13 protein-coding genes are annotated in these 17,394 nt (G+C 65.6%); 4 read left to right on the plus strand and 9 right to left on the minus strand.

From position 1 onward, the window contains the following. Positions 1 to 94 precede the first annotated feature (94 nt). On the minus strand, positions 95 to 781 hold the full coding sequence (locus A9X00_RS05930; protein WP_067150413.1) for an MBL fold metallo-hydrolase: 687 nt from the start codon (positions 779 to 781) through the stop codon (positions 95 to 97). A gap of 119 nt (positions 782 to 900) precedes the next feature. Here A9X00_RS05930 and uvrA point away from each other — a divergent pair, with 119 nt between their 5' ends. Then, entirely contained in the window at positions 901 to 3,804 is a 2,904-nt protein-coding gene (uvrA, locus tag A9X00_RS05935) for an excinuclease ABC subunit UvrA (RefSeq protein ID WP_067150417.1), read from the plus strand. A gap of 177 nt (positions 3,805 to 3,981) precedes the next feature. Here the strand turns inward: uvrA and A9X00_RS05940 are convergent, their stop codons facing one another. Genes A9X00_RS05940 through A9X00_RS05950 form a run of 3 tightly spaced genes read right to left on the minus strand, consistent with a single transcriptional unit; the run spans position 3,982 to position 5,845 of the window. After that, positions 3,982 to 5,166 (minus strand): winged helix DNA-binding domain-containing protein, encoded by a 1,185-nt coding sequence (locus A9X00_RS05940; RefSeq protein ID WP_067150420.1) that lies wholly within the window; start codon positions 5,164 to 5,166, stop codon positions 3,982 to 3,984. A gap of 1 nt (position 5,167) precedes the next feature. Further along, a complete protein-coding gene (locus A9X00_RS05945) occupies positions 5,168 to 5,407 on the minus strand; it encodes a PspA/IM30 family protein (RefSeq protein ID WP_067150423.1) in 240 nt (79 codons plus the stop codon). Positions 5,408 to 5,416: 9 nt separating this feature from the next. Then, a complete protein-coding gene (locus tag A9X00_RS05950) occupies positions 5,417 to 5,845 on the minus strand; it encodes a DUF6653 family protein (RefSeq protein ID WP_369830722.1) in 429 nt (142 codons plus the stop codon). A 617-nt stretch (positions 5,846 to 6,462) separates the two neighbouring features. Here A9X00_RS05950 and A9X00_RS05955 point away from each other — a divergent pair. Then, positions 6,463 to 7,179: a hypothetical protein gene (locus A9X00_RS05955; RefSeq protein ID WP_067150426.1), complete on the plus strand. Its 717-nt coding sequence runs from the start codon at positions 6,463 to 6,465 to the stop codon at positions 7,177 to 7,179. A 31-nt stretch (positions 7,180 to 7,210) separates the two neighbouring features. Here A9X00_RS05955 and A9X00_RS05960 read toward each other — a convergent pair whose 3' ends face one another. Both A9X00_RS05960 and A9X00_RS05965 read right to left on the minus strand, forming a co-directional pair. Continuing rightward, complete coding sequence (locus A9X00_RS05960; protein ID WP_082974716.1) at positions 7,211 to 9,142, minus strand: bifunctional diguanylate cyclase/phosphodiesterase; 1,932 nt, start codon at positions 9,140 to 9,142, stop codon at positions 7,211 to 7,213. A gap of 343 nt (positions 9,143 to 9,485) precedes the next feature. Further along, positions 9,486 to 10,796, minus strand: a complete 1,311-nt coding sequence (locus A9X00_RS05965) for a cytochrome P450 (protein WP_156771948.1) — start codon at positions 10,794 to 10,796, stop codon at positions 9,486 to 9,488. 256 nt (positions 10,797 to 11,052) lie between these two features. Between A9X00_RS05965 and A9X00_RS05970 the strand changes: the two genes are divergently transcribed. Further along, the gene (locus tag A9X00_RS05970; protein WP_232006690.1) at positions 11,053 to 11,922 is read left to right on the plus strand and encodes a class I SAM-dependent methyltransferase; all 870 of its coding nucleotides are present in this window, start codon (positions 11,053 to 11,055) and stop codon (positions 11,920 to 11,922) included. A 59-nt stretch (positions 11,923 to 11,981) separates the two neighbouring features. Here A9X00_RS05970 and A9X00_RS05975 read toward each other — a convergent pair whose 3' ends face one another. Both A9X00_RS05975 and A9X00_RS05980 read right to left on the minus strand, forming a co-directional pair. Continuing rightward, positions 11,982 to 14,114: an Rv1355c family protein gene (locus A9X00_RS05975; RefSeq protein ID WP_067150435.1), complete on the minus strand. Its 2,133-nt coding sequence runs from the start codon at positions 14,112 to 14,114 to the stop codon at positions 11,982 to 11,984. Positions 14,115 to 14,234: 120 nt separating this feature from the next. Further along, entirely contained in the window at positions 14,235 to 14,942 is a 708-nt protein-coding gene (locus A9X00_RS05980; protein ID WP_067150438.1) for a dienelactone hydrolase family protein, read from the minus strand. Between the two features lie 320 nt (positions 14,943 to 15,262). On the opposite strand from A9X00_RS05980, the gene A9X00_RS05985 reads away from it, so the two are divergent. Continuing rightward, positions 15,263 to 15,934 (plus strand): TetR/AcrR family transcriptional regulator, encoded by a 672-nt coding sequence (locus A9X00_RS05985; protein ID WP_067150441.1) that lies wholly within the window; start codon positions 15,263 to 15,265, stop codon positions 15,932 to 15,934. An 80-nt stretch (positions 15,935 to 16,014) separates the two neighbouring features. Here A9X00_RS05985 and A9X00_RS05990 read toward each other — a convergent pair whose 3' ends face one another. Continuing rightward, positions 16,015 to 17,385 (minus strand): cytochrome P450, encoded by a 1,371-nt coding sequence (locus A9X00_RS05990; RefSeq protein WP_067150444.1) that lies wholly within the window; start codon positions 17,383 to 17,385, stop codon positions 16,015 to 16,017. Between the last annotated feature and the right edge of the window lie 9 nt (positions 17,386 to 17,394).

Below are 17,394 nucleotides of genomic sequence, written 5' to 3' on the forward strand. Positions count from 1 at the left end.
GGGCTTTGGGTGTGAGGCTAGGGCGCGAAAATCGCCTCAAGCGCCCCGTCAGTGCACGCGGAAAGCCGTCGACGCACACGCGCCGCGCAACGACCTACCAGCCGCGCTCGCGCCATTCGGCCAGGTGCGGGCGCTCGTCGCCCAACACGGTGTCGTCCCCGTGGCCGGGGTAAATGACGGTCGAGTCGTCGTAGACGTCGAACACCCGGGTGGTGACGTCGTCGAGCAGCTGCGCGAAATCTCCGGGCTGCCACGTCTTGCCCACACCGCCCGGGAAGAGGCAGTCGCCGGTGAACAAGTGCGTGACCCCGCCGGGCGCGGGCCCGGCGAGGGCCAGCGCGACCGAGCCGGGGGTGTGCCCGCGCAGGTGGATGACGTCGAAGCTCAGGTCGCCGACCCGCACGGTGTCACCGCCGGCCAGCAAACGGTCGGGCTTGACCGGTAGCGGCTCCGCGTCGATCTCGTTCGCGGCGGTCGGGGCGCCCGTGGCCTTCGCGACAGCCTCCAGCGCCTGCCAGTGATCGAAGTGCTGATGGCTGGTCACGATCAGCGACAGCTTCGGCGCGTACCGGCGGATCAGGTCGATCAGGACGTCGGCGTCGTTGGCGGCGTCGATCAACAGGGTTTCCCCGGTCGCGGAACACGTCACCAGATACGCGTTGTTGTCCATTGGGCCCACCGACGCCTTTAGAATCGTGGCGCCGGGTAGGGTCCGGCGGGCCGCGGTGCCAGGGTCGACGTGTCCGGTGTAGTTGTCGCTTGGCTCAACCGAGACGGTCATAGCGGCCACGTTACTGGTCACCGATCGCTTGTCGGTATGGGCACATAGCATGGAATGCGCCGTGCGCATCAACGGCTACAGCATCAAAGATTCGTTGATAGATCCTGAAAGAAGGCAGCGTGGCTGACCGCCTGATCGTCAAGGGTGCCCGCGAGCACAACCTGCGCGGCGTCGACCTCGACCTGCCGCGCGACTCGTTGATCGTGTTCACCGGGTTGTCCGGATCGGGCAAGTCGTCGCTGGCGTTCGACACCATCTTCGCCGAGGGCCAGCGCCGCTACGTGGAGTCGTTGTCGGCGTACGCCCGCCAGTTCCTGGGTCAGATGGACAAGCCGGACGTCGACTTCATCGAGGGCCTGTCCCCGGCGGTGTCGATCGACCAGAAGTCCACTAACCGCAACCCGCGCTCGACCGTCGGAACCATCACCGAGGTCTACGACTACCTGCGGCTGCTGTATGCCCGCGCGGGCACGCCGCACTGCCCGGTCTGCGGCGAGCGCATCGCCCGCCAGACGCCCCAGCAAATCGTCGACCAGGTGCTGGTGATGCCGGAGGGCACCCGGTTCCAGGTGCTCGCGCCCGTGGTGCGCACCCGCAAGGGCGAGTTCGCCGACCTGTTCGAGAAGCTCAACGCGCAGGGCTACAGCCGGGTGCGGGTCGACGGCGTCGTTCATTCGCTGACGGATCCGCCGAAGCTGAAGAAGCAGGAAAAGCACGACATCGAGGTGGTGGTCGACCGCCTGACCGTCAAGGCCAGCGCCAAGCAGCGGCTCACCGACTCGGTGGAAACCGCGCTGAACCTGGCCGACGGCATCGTGGTGCTCGAGTTCGTCGACCACGAGCACGACGCGCACAACCGCGAGCAGCGGTTCTCCGAGAAGCTGGCCTGCCCCAACGGGCACGCGCTGGCGGTCGACGACCTGGAGCCGCGGTCGTTCTCGTTCAACTCGCCCTACGGCGCGTGCCCCGAGTGCACCGGCCTGGGCATCCGCAAGGAGGTCGACCCCGACCTCGTAGTTCCCGACCCCGAACGCACGCTGGCCGAGGGCGCGGTGGCGCCCTGGTCGACGGGCCACACCGCCGAGTACTTCACCCGGATGATGGCCGGGCTCGGGGAGGAGCTGGGATTCGACGTCGACACGCCCTGGCGCAAACTGCCCGCCAAGGCCCGCAAGGCCATCCTCGAGGGGTCTGACCACCAGGTGCATGTGCGGTACCGCAACCGGTACGGGCGCACCCGCTCCTACTACGCCGACTTCGAGGGCGTGCTGGCGTTCCTGCAGCGCAAGATGGCGCAGACGGAATCCGAGCAGATGAAGGAGCGCTACGAGGGCTTCATGCGTGACGTGCCCTGCCCGGTCTGTGAGGGCACCCGGCTCAAACCGGAGATCCTGGCCGTCACGCTCGCCGCCGGGCGGCACGGCAAGAAGTCCATCGCCGAGGTGTCCGAGCTGTCGATCTCGGACTGCTCGGACTTCCTGAACGCGCTCACCCTCGGGCCGCGCGAGCAGGCGATCGCCGGGCAGGTGCTCAAGGAGATCCAGTCGCGGCTGGGGTTCTTGCTCGACGTCGGGCTGGACTACCTGTCGCTGTCGCGCGCGGCGGCCACGCTGTCCGGCGGTGAGGCGCAACGCATCCGGCTGGCGACGCAGATCGGATCCGGTCTGGTGGGCGTGCTTTATGTGCTCGACGAGCCGTCCATCGGGCTGCACCAGCGCGACAACCGCCGGCTCATCGAAACCCTCACCCGCCTAAGGGATTTGGGCAACACGCTGATCGTCGTCGAACACGACGAGGACACCATCGCCCACGCCGACTGGATCGTCGACATCGGCCCGCGGGCCGGCGAGCACGGCGGCCAGATCGTGCACAGCGGAACCTACGCCGAGCTGCTGGCCAACAAGGACTCGATCACCGGCGCCTACCTGTCGGGCAAGGAGAGCATCGAGATCCCCGCCATCCGGCGGCCCGTCAACCACAAGCGCCGGCTCACCGTCGTCGGCGCGCGCGAACACAACCTGCGCGGCATCGACGTGTCCTTCCCGCTCGGCGTGCTGACCGCGGTGACCGGGGTGTCGGGCTCGGGCAAGTCGACGCTGGTCAACGACATCCTGGCCGCGGTGCTGGCCAACCGGCTCAACGGCGCCCGGCAAGTCCCGGGCCGCCACACCCGGGTGACCGGGCTGGATCACCTGGACAAGCTGGTGCGCGTCGACCAGTCGCCGATCGGCCGCACGCCGCGGTCCAACCCGGCGACCTACACCGGGGTGTTCGACAAGATCCGCACCCTGTTCGCCGCCACCACCGAGGCCAAGGTCCGTGGCTACCAGCCCGGCCGATTCTCGTTCAACGTCAAGGGCGGTCGCTGCGAGGCGTGCACCGGCGACGGCACCATCAAGATCGAGATGAACTTCCTGCCCGACGTGTACGTCCCGTGCGAGGTGTGCCACGGCGCCCGCTACAACCGGGAAACCCTGGAAGTTCACTACAAGGGCAAGACGATCTCCGAAGTGCTCGACATGTCGATCGAGGAGGCGGCGGAGTTCTTCGAGCCGATCAGCGGCATTCACCGGTATCTGCGCACGCTGGTCGACGTCGGGCTGGGCTACGTCCGGCTCGGCCAGCCCGCGCCGACGCTGTCCGGCGGTGAGGCGCAGCGCGTCAAGCTGGCCGCGGAATTGCAGAAGCGCTCGACCGGCCGGACCATCTACATCCTCGACGAGCCGACTACCGGGCTGCATTTCGACGACATCCGCAAACTGTTGAGCGTCATCAATGGCCTTGTGGACAAGGGCAATACGGTCATCGTCATCGAACACAACCTGGACGTCATCAAGACGTCGGACTGGATCGTCGACATGGGGCCCGAGGGTGGCGCCGAGGGCGGAACCGTTGTCGCCGAAGGGACCCCGGAGGACATCGCCGCCGTTCCGGAAAGCTACACGGGCAAGTTCCTGGCCGACGTCGTCGGGAGCCCCGCGCCCGCGCGGCGGTCGAACGGGCGTCGCAAGGTCACCGCCTGACTGCGTCGCCGCGACACTTAAACGTCGCACCCGACACGCCGACGAAAAGTGTCGCAGCCGTTTAAGTTTCGCGACCATGCAGGCGGGTTGATGGCCTCAGGGGCGCGTCGAGTCTGCGCTCAGCGACTCGATTTCGCGAATTCCGCGCTCTGAGCGCAGTCGCGACGGCCGAAGCGCTCAGCTCGCCGGCCCGGCACCGGATTTCGACAGCGGCGACGGGAAGCGCGGGCTGATCCGCACGCCGTCCAGCCACGACGTGAGCTCGTCGGCGCGTCGCTGCAGGGCGCGCCGGCCGTCGCGGCCGGGGTCCTCGAGCAGCTGCAGCCGGACCCGGGCGTCGTCGTCCTGGTACCAGCCGCCCACCACGCGCCCGTTCCACCAGGCGGTGGGGCCGGCGTTGCCGTTGGTGTCGAAAACGTGGGCGCGGTGTTCGCCGAGGTACCAATCGCGCTGAAGCCAGCCCATTGTGGTCACGTCCAGTCCCGGCAGCAGCGCGCACCACGGCGGTACGTCGGGTTCGGGATCGAGGTCGTCGGGCAGCGCCCAGCCGGGACCGCTGCCGTGCAGCTCGACTTCCACCGCGCCGACGTCGGCCAGGGCCTGGCGCGCCGCCGCCAGCGTGGTGCCGAACCACCACTTGATGTCGGCGACGGTCGCCGGCCCGAACGTCGCCAGCCAGCGGCGGGTCAGCTCCGCCCGCGCCTGCCGGTCGGGTGGCGGATCGCCCAGGTCGCCGAGCCAGTGCGCGGTGGTGGCCCAGCGCGGCCGCGACGTGGTCCAGGCGCCGTCGTTTGGCCCGCGCACGATCTCGCCGCTCGCCGACAGGACGGTCAGCACCCGGGGGCCGAGCGGAACCTCGCCGCCCCAACGCTTTCCGGGCGCCGGGTCGTATGTCCCGGCCAGTTCGGGTAGCGCGGCCCGCAGTTCGGTGCTGCTGGCCGGGCCGCTGTCGCGGAGGTGGCGCACCACCGCGGCGCAGGCCAGGTCGACCCAGCGGTCGCCGTCGGCGGCGACACCGGCCTTGCGGACGTCGGCGGCCAGCCGGCGACGTTCGTTGTCGGCGACCCGGTCGCTGGCGGCGGCCTGAATCGTCGTCAGGTCATCGCTGCGCACCAGCCATAGCGTTCGGCGCATCGCCAGATGCTTGACCGCAGAACGTTTCCGGTACAGCTGCTCCTCGAGATCGGCGGTCGCGAATCCCGGCGACCGCGCCCAGAGCGACAGGTAGGGCGTGGCGGGATCGCTCGCGTGCAGGCCGAGCAGCCCGGCGATCACCCGGGTTGTCGGCGATGCGTCGCCCGCCGCTAGGAAATGCCTGCGCGCCAGGCGGTTACGCCGCTCGTGGACGGTGAACGCACGCACCTCAACGCTCGTCGGAGCGCATCGACTCCCGGATCTGCGCCAGCCGCTCGGCCGCGGCGCGCTGGCGCTCTTCGTATTGCTCCTCGACCGAGCGGCCCTCGGCCGTGTCGGCGTCGAGTTCCGCCCCGCCTTCTGCCGTCGCGTACCGGGATTCGATCTTTTCGCGGACGGATTCGAAAGTCGGCACGCCGGCGCTGTCGTACCCGGTGTCGGGTTCGGGGCCTGTCGGTTCGTCGGGCATGCCGCCACGCTACTGCGCGTGGCGGTCCAGGTAGCGCACCATCTGCTCCCAATACACCAGAGTCAGGGCCATCTGCACCACGGTGGCGAGCGCGGCCGGTCGCAGTCGACGGCGGCGGGCGGCGACGACGGCGCCCACCGCGGTCGCGGACGTCACGGCGCTGACGACCATCGCCGCGTCTCGGGGCCGACGGCTGACCCACAGCTCCTCGCCCAGCATCGCCCGCGTCGACCAGGCGCGTTCGTGCGCCGGTTTGCCGAAGACGACCGGGTTGGCGGCAAACCACAGCGCGACCAACGCCGCGTGGCTCCATCGCCGCGTCCAGACGGGGACAAGGGTCAGCGGCGTGGTTGCCCAGCGGGTCCAGGCGCTCCAGGGGTTGCAGTGCCGTGCGAATATCGCACGCCGCACCCGCGCCACGGTCGGGAGCCTGGTCACGACGTCGAGTCTGCCCCACGGCCGGGGTTTCGCCGCCGGCAACCCGCCACCGCTTGAAGAAAGGCGATCAGTTGCCAAACATCAACCGGCAAAATCGCCTCCGCTATGGAATTTCGGCGTGTTCGCCGCCGAGGTGCCAGCGCGACTCAAAATCATGGAAGCGTGCGAAAGTCGGCGGAAAACTCGGTCCATTTCCTCGGTCGGCGGTAGCAAACAGGCCGGACACTCGCCGCCGCAACACAGGAAATCCACAGGTAGAAGCCCCCAGGGCAGTCCGGTTGAATCATCTGGGTGAGAACGGGCCTGGCTGCGTTAAGTGAAGGTCATCGCCACCCGTGGCCAGACCTGGGGCGGCGCGCAGTGCGCCGGCCGACCCCGACTGGGTCGGCGAAGCGGCTACCGGTTCGCCTGACAGATGGCCCCTCCTCCGACACCGACCGCAAACTCTCGGCTCGTTGCCGATTACCGATGGGTAACGCTAACGGTTTGGCCGCCCGGAACGATGTTTCAGAGAATAAATACTGCTGGTTATTTGTCGGGCGCAATTTTTAGGAAATAATTCAAGGCGCGCCGACGAAATAGTCCGGCGGTCATGCTTCAGATTCGAAGGGATACCTATGGAAGCGGCTCAACTCACCCGTGAGGTGATTGACGGCTCGTGGTTGCAAGGTGGGGCGGGCTGGCGCGACCAGGCGACGGGGTGTTGGATCGCCGCGTCCACGCCCGAGGCGGAGCCGGAGCTGTGGGATCAGTACCTGGAAGGCGCGTTTCGCAGCTATCGCCGGCACGGGCTGGAATGGGTGCTCGACCTCGACGCGGTTCGCGACGGCGCCGACACGACGCTGTTCTTCGCCGCGGTCGATCCGGCGGGCCGGGTGGTCGGGGGGACGCGCGTCGTCGGGCCCCTGCGCGCACCGGAGGAGTCCCACGCGCTCGAGGAGTGGAACGGCAGCCCCGGGCGTGCCGTGCTGCGCCATATGATCGCCAACCGCATCCCCTTCGGCGTGGTGGAGGTCAAGAGCGCCTGGACAGACTCCCGGGACTACGGCGGCCGGGCGCTGTCCCGGGTGCTGGCCCGCACCGCGCTGCCGATGATGACGCTGCTGGGCGTGCAGTTCGTCATGGCCACCGCGGCGGCACACGTGCTGGAGCAGTGGCGATCCTCCGGAGGTGTCGTGGCGTCTCGGATACCGGCGGCCGCCTATCCCACCGAGGAATACCGGACCAAGGTGATGTGGTGGGACCGCCGCACCATCGCGACGCACGCCGAGGCCGAACAATTCAAGCTGATGTGCGCCGAAAACTCCGAAATTCTCAGTCGTATCTCGGCTTAGGAGACTATCGCCCTGGGTCGCGGGGAATCCGTCAAGGTAGGTTCCCCTTCCCGCTTCCCTTCCCACGAGCTGAGACCGCTTTCTTCGTTCCAGCCCCTGCATCCTCGCGGGCATCGCTCGTGTTGGAGAAGTCCATCGGTACGACGCGCCTCGCGAGGAGCGATTCCATGGCCGCGCTGTCCAGCGGACGGGATAGCAGAAAGCCTTGCGCCCGATAGCATCCCAGGTCGAGCAGCGTCCTAGCCGACGCCACGGTTTCGACTCCTTCCGCGACGGCGTTGAGCCCGAAGGCGTCCGCTAGGGCCATTGTGGAGCGCACGATCGCGAGATCGCCGGCGTTGGTGTCGAGACCGAGGACGAATCCCTTGTCGATCTTGAGGGTGTCGACGGGTAGTGATTTCAGATATGTCAGCACACTGTAGCCGGTGCCGAAGTCGTCGATTGCGATCTTTACCCCGATGTCCTTCAGTCTGAACAGCGTTTTGCGTGTGGCATCGATGTCTTGCACCACAACGCTTTCGGTGATTTCTAGACACACCGTGTTGGGTTCGAGGCCGAACTCGTCGAGGGTTGCCGCGACATTGTCGACGATGCCATCGGTGACAAGCTGCACGGGCGAGACGTTGATACGCAGCACCGCGCCGTGCCCGACGCCGCGTGACCGCCACAGCCCAAACTGCGCACACGCAGAACGCATGACATGGCGGCCGAGTTTGGCGCCCAGGTTGATCGATTCCACCACGGGGATGAACGAATCCGGCATCAATAGGCCAAGAGTCGGGTGTTGCCAACGGATTAGTGCCTCGGTGCCGAGGATTTCGCCCGAGCGCATATCGAACTCCGGGAGATAATGCAATACAAGTTCGCCGCTGTCGCCATCGATCATCCCTTGCAGATGCAGCTCGATGTCGTTGCGGATCATGTCTGTTCGAGACATTTCCGGGCTAAACGTTGCAACTTTATTGCCGCCGGAACTCTTGGCCGACCGGGTGGCCTGATCGACGCGGCGGAGTAGATCCGAGGTGCTCTCCTCCCCCGGTAGACCGGCGGCGACGCCCATACTGACCGTGCGACTGAGCATTTCACCGTCGATCTCAAGCTGCTTGTCGGCTCGACTGTGTAGCGACTGAGCGAACGCTTCGGCAGCTTCGGCGTCCATCGGCGTGGCTGGCACGATGACGAACTCGTCACCGCCAAAGCGGGCGAATACCGATGGCACCTCGGTAGCCTCACGCAGCATCTTGGAATAGGCCTCGATGAACCGGTCGCCGGCACTTTGACCGAGGCGGTCGTTGATGACCTTGAAGCGGTCCAGGGCAAGGAACACGACCGAGACGGGGCCTGGCTGCCCCGGGGCCATCCTCTGGTCTAGATACTGGATCAGCGCCCTGCGGTTGAGCAGGCCGGTGAGGTCGTCATGTTCAGCGAGATAGTGGAGCTGCTCTTCGGCGACCGTGCGGCCCTGCAGCTGAGCGAAGAGAGCGGCGATCGCCTGCAGCGCGTTGAGTTCTTCCGGTAGCCATTCGCGGTCTCCGAACTTGCCGAAGCCGATCGTGCCGGCGGTGATGTCCCCGGACAGCAACGGTACGGCGGCCAGAGAAACGGCGGGGACGCCAGCGCCCGCCTCTTCGATGTGGCGTTGATAGTCGGCATTTCCCGGGTCGGGACGTACAACCTGCGGCTCTTTGAGGTGTTCAACCTCGGCGAAGACAGAGTCGGCCTCGGCGAAGTACACCACACGGATTGGATCGGGATCTGGAACTTCCGGGCGTTCTGGCCATTCGGCGATGAGCACCGTGGCGCGGATCGTGTGATCGTTATGGCGCAGGAAGCTGAAATCCACGCCTAACTCATTAACCAGGTCGCGGAGTACCCGCTGGCTTATCGTGGCAGCGTCAGCCGCGGTGGCCGCCATCAAGTTGGCGGCAGCAGCGGTAACGAGATGGTCCAATGCGCCCGACATCGCTCTTACCGTAACGGTAACCGGACCAGAGGGCGCGCATTACATAGCGCGTCAAAGCGTCCGGCCTGATCACACGGCGGGCTATCCGTAAAAACGAACCGGTCGAGTGAGCATCCTGGCCGGTCAAAGGCTGCGGCCCGATACCGATGTTGATGGACCAAAGGTCGGGTGACGCCGCACACATCGATAGGACAACCCAGTCCGACACCGGAAGGCGCGGAGTCGCGGCGGCGCACCAATACCGTCTTTTGGGGAAGGTCTCCGAGTACATGCGGTGGCCTCGACGCCGATCTCCAGACCGGTCGAGCAGCTAGGTCTGAACTCGTTGGCTTACCGAAGCCGGCTATCGACGAGGCCGCACCCGCGCGCGGATCGGACCGCCGGCAATCATGGTGAAGTGGAGCGCAAGCGGGAATTCGTCATCAAGAGAATGGATTTCGGCCCCACGGATGATGGTCGCCAGCGCCAGCGTCACCTCGAGCATGGCGAAGTGGTCGCCGATGCACGAACGGGGCCCGCCACCGAACGGCAGATACTGCCAGCGATCCAAAGCCTTAAAGTTCTCCGGGCTAAACCGGTCGGGGTCGAATCGAAGCGGGTCATCCCAAAGATTCGGATCGCGTTGAACGGCCATTCTGCCCACAACGAGCATGGTGCCTTTCGGCACCAGATAGCCGCCGACTTCGACGTCGCGGCAGGCCATACGCGTCCCCGTGGGCGCCGGCGGACACAGGCGCAGCGCTTCGCGTATCACCTGCACGGTGTAGCCGAGCCGTGGAATGTCATCAGGCGTCAACGGCCGATCCGGCAACGCCACAACTTCCGCCGCAACCCGATCCTGGTAGGCAGGGTGACGGCCCAACGACCACAATGCGTACGTCAAAGTCGTCGCCGTGGTGTCGTGACCGGCGAACAGAAAGATGATCAGCTCGTCGCAAATCTCCTGGTCGGACAACCGCTTTCCGGTTTCCGGATCCTCGGCCGCGAGCAACGCTCGCACCAGAGGCGCGACCCGTGTCGGGTCGGCGCGACAGTCACGCAGGATCTCCTGGGTCAATGCATGCAGTTTGGCGCTCGCCGCTCGGGCACGACGCCGCGCCGGTGTTGGCAACCAGCTCGGGGCACGCAAAATGCGCGTCGCGCGCCTGATCGCATAGGTCAATGCAACCCGCAGTGGTTCGGAAACCTCGTCGGCCCGCTGCTCGAGGTCGAGCCCGAGCACGGAGCGTCCGAGTGCGCGCAACGTCAGCGTGCGGCACTGGGCGTCCAAATCGACCTCAGCACCTTCGTGCCACCCGTCACACACCGACTGTGCGGCCTGCGCCATGTGGCCGCCGAACTCGCTCACGCGTTGCCTGGTGAACACCGGCTGCAGGGTGCGTCGACGCGGCTTCCACGGCTCGAAAGGCAGATCCGCCAGGTTTGCGCCGATGACGCGGCGCATCTGGTCGAAGACCGGAGTTGTCTTGTCAACCGAGTCGTCCTTTGTGCTAAGGATGTCGCGAATCGCGCTCGGCGACGTCGCCAGCACCATCGGGGGCATGAGCCAGCGCGGCCCCAAGGTGAAAGCGGTCACCGGCCCACCCGCGTCCCGGAGCCTCTCGGTGCCGGTGCTGAACTCTTTCACCGCCGCCACGCGCTGCCTAAACGACATCGGGTTCACCGGAGGCTTGGACAGTGCCTTGAAGCCATCGTCTACGGGAACCTGGATCACGACATCCTCCCGACATATCCGCTGCGCGCCGATCAAGTTCGAAGCTTTCCGAGCCTAACGGACCGCATTCGCTGGCGAGAATCGTCAAGAAATCCGCGGACAAGCCTTGAGCCGCGACACCATCGCGCTGCTCTGATTATCATGAAGGCCGTTTGCGTGGAGAAACTCGCACACCCACTCAAAAGAAAGATTTGCGGTGACGATCATCCGACCGGTGTGGCGGATACCCGGGATTGTCGCGCGCGAGCGATTCCACTCGCCCGGGCGCCAACGGACTCCCGAACCCATGGTGATGGACGACCCCGAATCCGTTGCCCATTTCCATCTCGGCGGCGCGACCAACCCGGGCATGCGAGCGGTTTACGACTTGTGTGCTCGCGCCCTCGATGCGCTGCTGCCGCCCGACGGCCGGCTCTTGGACCTGGGAGTCGGATCTGGCCGTGCGCTCAGCGCCGTCCTGCGTCGACGCCCCGACATCACGGCGACCGCGGTCGATCTCGCTCCCAACATGCTGTCCACCGCGCGCGAACTGTTCGACCGCGAAGGCCTGGGCGGGCGCGTCGAGCTCCTGCAGGCCGACATCACCGCGCTGCCCGAGCACCTTTCATCCGGCTCGTGGGACGTGATCTCGTGCATGTGGACCCTGCATCAGTTGCCGGATTTCGACGTCCTGCGCGGCGCCCTCGGCCAGATCGCTGCAGTGCAACGCCGCAGCGGGGCCGCAGTGTGGATCTCCGACTTTCAACGCCTACGCGACCCGACGGCCTGCCCCAAAATGCTCGCGTGCGTTGACCCCGACTCGCCAGAAGGCCTGCGGCAGGACGCGATTGCGAGTGAGGCAGCGGCGTTCACGTTCGCCGAGCTAGCGAACGAGCTTGCCGCAGCCGGGCTGCAGGATCTGAATTCTGGCCACTCAACGCCGCTTCCATACTTGCAGGCGTACTGGAAGTTCGGTTCGCGCGCCAAGACGAAATCTTCGAGCGCCGCGCGTCGCGGCGAGCTGCGAGGTCAGGCCCGCCGCGAAGCGGCCTTGTTGCGGTGGGGATTCACGGCCAAACCGTTCTAGGCCGCCCGTCGACCTGGCCGCGCCCCCGCGCGCCGAGATCAACGCAAGGCGGCGTCGGCTTAATTGCGCCCGATGTGGACTCGGCTCAGACTGCGCCGACTCGACATCGACGCCGGTGGTGCGTCGGTGAACCGCAGCACCAGCACGATCGCTTCGTCGGCGTCAACCTCGGCCAGATGCACGAAAGCGCTTTGCAATTGCCCTAACTCGTCGGCAAAGCCGGACGACAACTTGGTCAAATCCTGCGCGCTACGAGCGTGCAAAAACACAGGCGACAACGGTTGAACGCTCAGGCCTGCGCGCTGGGCGAGTATCCAGACCGCCTCCACCGCCGACCCGCCCCTTGCGTAGTCAGCAAGACTATCTCCCGTCACAGTGGTCACCGCCAGCGCGGAGCTGGCCAAGATCCGGTCCCGCATGTCGTCAGCCAGCGCGCTGCCGGCGCGCCACTCCGCGAGGTGAGCCATAACATCGGGTCTACGCAATACATCGAGTAACGCTACGTCGCTGGCATCGAGCTCGAGAGTGCGGATGTCGAGGCCGGTGTCGGGGTCGGAATCCCCAGGCCAGCGAAGCTCCGAAATCATCTCTTTGTGCAGCTGCGGCGTCAGATAACGGATGCGGTCCGCCGCACCGAAAATTGCTGCGGCCCGCGACAATTCATCTCGGCCAGTGATCAGGCGAAGACGCGCCCCCTCCTGCGCGGCGGCGGTGGTGAGTAACTCGATCGTCTCGTCGTCGATCTGGCGCGGGGCCCCATGATGGCGGTTGGTCTCACGGGCGAGCATCGGTTGATACAGATCTGCCAGAGCGGCATCGGTGCCGGCCTGGAATGTCATGCTGGCCTGGAGCGGACTCCCGTCGACGTCCTCGGCAACGCTCACCGGACCGAGCATCCCGCGGGCGGCGGCGGCGATTCTGACGTTAAACAGAGCTGCGCCCAATGCGACGGCACTACCACGGAAAGAAACGTCCATTGATGAGGTGTGTTCTGCCGCAACGCTGATCGTGACCCTGGCCGGTTCAGCGTCGATTCTCCAGGGTTGGCTGTTTCCGCCGGACGGTGCCCGCATGGCGGCATAAATGATTGGATCGTCTTCGGCCGAAAACGTTGCAGCGTCCGCATGCGCGATCTCGGGTGCAAGTTTTCGCTTGGCCATCTCGGGTTCGTCGAGTTGATCGAGCGCCCGGCCGATGTCGATGCGGCACCGGCCTGATCTCAGGGGCTCGCCCAGCCCGATTCTGCGCACAGCTTCGGCCAGCGCTGAGGCGCCGATGCCGACATCGGACGCCAACTGGGGCCAGGTCGAAAGTGTCCGGTCGACCTCGACGAGTGAAGCAGCAGTGCGCGGCGATATTCGTTCGGCTTCGAGGTGGCGCAGCATGTGGGGGATTTTTTCCCGGCTGCTCATGCCGGGGAGCAGCGCCAGATCGAGCTGGCCCAGGAGCCCGTGCAAAATTGGACGCTCAGGTTCTTGATCGAAGCGTTCGACATCGATTATTCCGCGGTCGCTGGTCGCCATCAATACGGGGATATGCCGGTCACGGGCACCGATGCGCAAGACAGCCTTCATCTCTAGCGAGTCGCATTCTTCGACGACGATGTCGAGTCCATCCAGAAATGCGTCGACAGTGTCGACCGTGATGCCGGCGTCGTACACATCCACCCTCAGGTACGGGTCAACCTCGGCGATCCTGCGGGCCGCCACGTGGGCTTTATTGAGCCCGAGGTCGAACACGGTGGCCGGCACTCGATTCAGATTCGACAGTTCAAGCTCATCGAAATCGGCCAGCCGAATCTCACCACACAGCCACTGCATCGCCAGTGTGTGAGCAATGATGTGCCCGACGCTGAGACCGGCGACCCCGACGGTCAGGGCGCCGAGCCGGGCCTGTTCTTGCGTGGTGATGTTGTTTCTGTTGCGGTCAAGTCGTAGCGTGCGAAACCCGAGCGGGCCCAGGATCGCAACCACCGCGCGCCGCCAGGGATAGTAGGCCCACCGAACCCCTTCGGCGAGGATTTCCGCATCGGGCGCCGGGCGAAGCTTTCGCAGGCCTGATATCTGCGCCTCGCGGTGATCGACAAATTCCACGTCGGGATTTGCCTGCAACCGCTTTAACATCTCACGATCGGGGGAGTGATCGGGGTCCAGGATCCGCGCCGCATAGGCAGTCGCGTCGGCCTCGGCCACGGTGCTCCCATCTCGGTTCTAAGCGCCATATTGCGGACATAACGCCCGCGCCGCTTGCCGCTTGGGCTCAGCCCGCAAGATTACCGGTCGACGACCATGAATTGCGCCAGTCGCATCCCGCTAGGCGAGGTGCTTGTCGAAGAAATTCATGATGCGACGCCAGGCATCCTCTGCCTCCGGCGCGGAGTACGACATTCCTATTGCGCGTTCGATGACGCGGATCGGGCCGGGTAATCGCAAGTCGTTCATGAAGCTGTGGCCCACATTCGGATATTCCTTGATGTCACGGGGCACCGCGCCACGCGCCAGCGCGGTTTCGAGCTTGGCGGCGGTGCCGCGCGCCACGATGGGATCCTCGGCCCCGAAGCTCGCAACGATCGGACACGATCGGCCCAGCGCCTCCAAATCCTTGGGCAAATGACCGTAGTTGGGCGCGCTCACGTCGAACAGGCCGCCGGGCGCCAGCTGCAAACAAATCGAGGCACCCATGCAGAATCCGACCAATCCGATCTTGCCCGTGCACCGATCGTCCGCAATGAGGTGGTCCCGGGCGGCAACCAGCGAGTCGTGGGCGCTGCCACGGCCGGTGATCGCGGCCCGGATGGTGCTGATCATGCAGCGGATCCGCGGTCCGCGGCCATACAGCGACGGGGCCAGCGCTAGATAGCCGGTGGCCGCGAAGCGGTCCGTGATCCGCCGCAAGTCGGCAGTCATGCCAGTGACGTCCTGAACGACCACGACGGCAGGCCACGGGCCCGCGCCGTCAGGCACCGCCAGGTACCCGGGCACGTCGCCGTCAACGGGGTCACGATAGGTGATGTCCGGCATGGCCCTCACCGTTCCCGTTGATGCAGGAGGGCAGCGGCAGCACCAACCAACGGCAGTTCTCGCGTCGGCGCGCACTCGGACGCATCGACCGGAATTTCCGGGACGTCGTTGTCAGCGTTTCTGAGTCGGTGCGTGCGGTCCCCCGCTGAAGTCGGTGAGCCGTCCCCGCTGGAAGCCATTCGAATCAAAGTCATTGGCAAACCCCTTCGTGTGCGCAAGCGGGCGCGTGCCGCCCTCTGCGGCGGCGCGAAGACCAAATATATGAATATTGTCATCCCATATTGGCGTATCTTGCTACGTGTTCGCTATATTGCCCACCAATGGAACCGATCCGTCTGTTTCCCTACTCGCCGCCCGCTCCGCCGGAGCCGACGAGCGAGCAGAAGATTCGCGACGCAGCCCTGTCGTGCTGTGCTCGGGAGGGGATCGCGGCCACATCGTTTCGCATGGTCGCCGACGCCGCAGGTGTGTCGATCGGAGCGGTGCAACACCACTTCCGGACCAAGGTCGCGCTGATCGATGCAGTCGACGAGTACGTCATGCAGGTGGTTGGGGAGGCGTTGGGTGCCGAACCGCTGCCCGAGCTGACGTCCGAAGCGCTGGACGAGGCCGGGCGGCGAATAACCCGTCTGATGGGCGAACACCCCAGCGTCATGGACTACATAGGGCGCGCGCTGGTCGAGGGAGCCACGATCTCGGGCCTCGGTCGGGTGATCTTCGACGGACTCACCAAGATCAGTGAGGCGCAAGGCGATCACTTCGCGGAGGACGCCCGAGACGACATGGATCGTGCCTGGTCGGTGCTCAACACGATCATCTTGCGTATGGGCCCGATAATCTTGCGTCCGCACATCGAGCGTTACCTACGCCAGCCGTTCTACCGCGACGCCCAACTGAGACGGTGGGATGCCGCGGTGACCCACCTGATCCGGCACGGTCTGTTTGACTATCAACCCGAACCAGAAGACCCCGGCGAACCGCTTTCTTGGTGACCGCCGCGGCAGGGTTTGAGGGCGCCGCGGCCAGATGGGCGAAATATGTTGCGCCTACACAACTTCGGTGGCCACGGCACCTACCGTAGCTGCACGCGCGCCCAAATAGGACCCGCCGCGATCATCGTCAGAGACACCCTGAGCGGGAAATCGTCGTGGACAGCTCGGATCTTGAATCTTCGAACGACGGTCGCCAACGCCAGTGTCGCTTCCAACATCGCGAGGTGCTCGCCAATACACGAGCGTGGACCGCCGCCGAACGGAAGGTACTGCCAGCGATCGCGTTCCGCAGCAAGCTCAGGACTGAACCGATCCGGATCGAACGTCAGCGGGTCATCCCACAGCCTGGGATCGCGCTGTACCGACCCTCTTCCGAAAGCGAGCACCGTGCCCGCCTTTACCCGAAAGCCCCCAACCGCGACGTCGCGAGTTGCGACCCGTGTCCCGGTCGGCGCAGGTGGACACAGCCGCAACGCTTCCTGAAGCACCTGCACTGTAAACCCCAGCTGAACCACGTCATCGGGAGCCAGGGGCCGATCACCGATCTGCGCGACCTCCGCTGCGACCCGTTCCTGGACGTCAAGATGGCGACCCAATGCCCAGAGCGTGTAGGCCAACGTCGTTGCCGTTGCGTTATGGCCCCCGAGTAGAAAGATGATCAACTCGTCGACAATCTCGTCCTCCGATAACGGCTGGCCCGTCTCCGGGTCGGCGGCGTCGAGTAACGCCTGTACCAGCGGCGCATCTCTGGTCGGATCGGTGCGACAGGCCTGCAAGATTTCGGCCGCGAGATTTCGAAGCGTCGCGGCCGCCGCACGCGCACGCCGACGTGCCATCGTGGGAAGCCATTCTGGGGCGCGCAGCGGCGTCAGCCCCCGCCGTAGGGCATAAGTCGTCGCGATATGCAGCGGCATGGCGACCGCGTCGGCCCGCTCTTCCAGGTTCAAACCAAAAACCGAGCGCCCCAACGCCCGCAGGGTCAGCGTCAGGCACTGCGCATCTAAATCAATATCGACGTCCTCGCGCCATGTGCCACACATCATCTCCGCCGCCTCGGCCATGTGCCCGCCGAATTGTTGGACACGTTGCCGCGTGAACACAGGCTGCAGCGTGCGTCGGCGCGGTAGCCACTCAGAGTGAGAAAACACGAACAAATTCCCGCCCAGCAGGCGGCGAAGTGCCGCGTTCGTTGGACTTGCCTTGTCGATAGATCCATCTCTAACCGTGCAAATATCGCGGATACCTTGCGGTGAGGTAGCGAGCACGATCGGCGGCATTAGCCACCTGGGTGCCAACGTGATCAAGGTGACCGGCCCGCCCGCGTCGCGCAGCTTGTCGGCCCCGGTGTGATGGGACCTGACGGCTTGTCGACGCTCCCAATACGGCAGCGGGTTTTTGGGAGCCAAAGGGAGCGCGGCCAACGATGGCTCGGCGGCGTCAACGGCGGCCATGTTTGGAGC

Origin of the sequence: Mycobacterium sp. 1245805.9 (assembly GCF_001672915.1) — a bacterium.
Taxonomy (GTDB): domain Bacteria; phylum Actinomycetota; class Actinomycetes; order Mycobacteriales; family Mycobacteriaceae; genus Mycobacterium.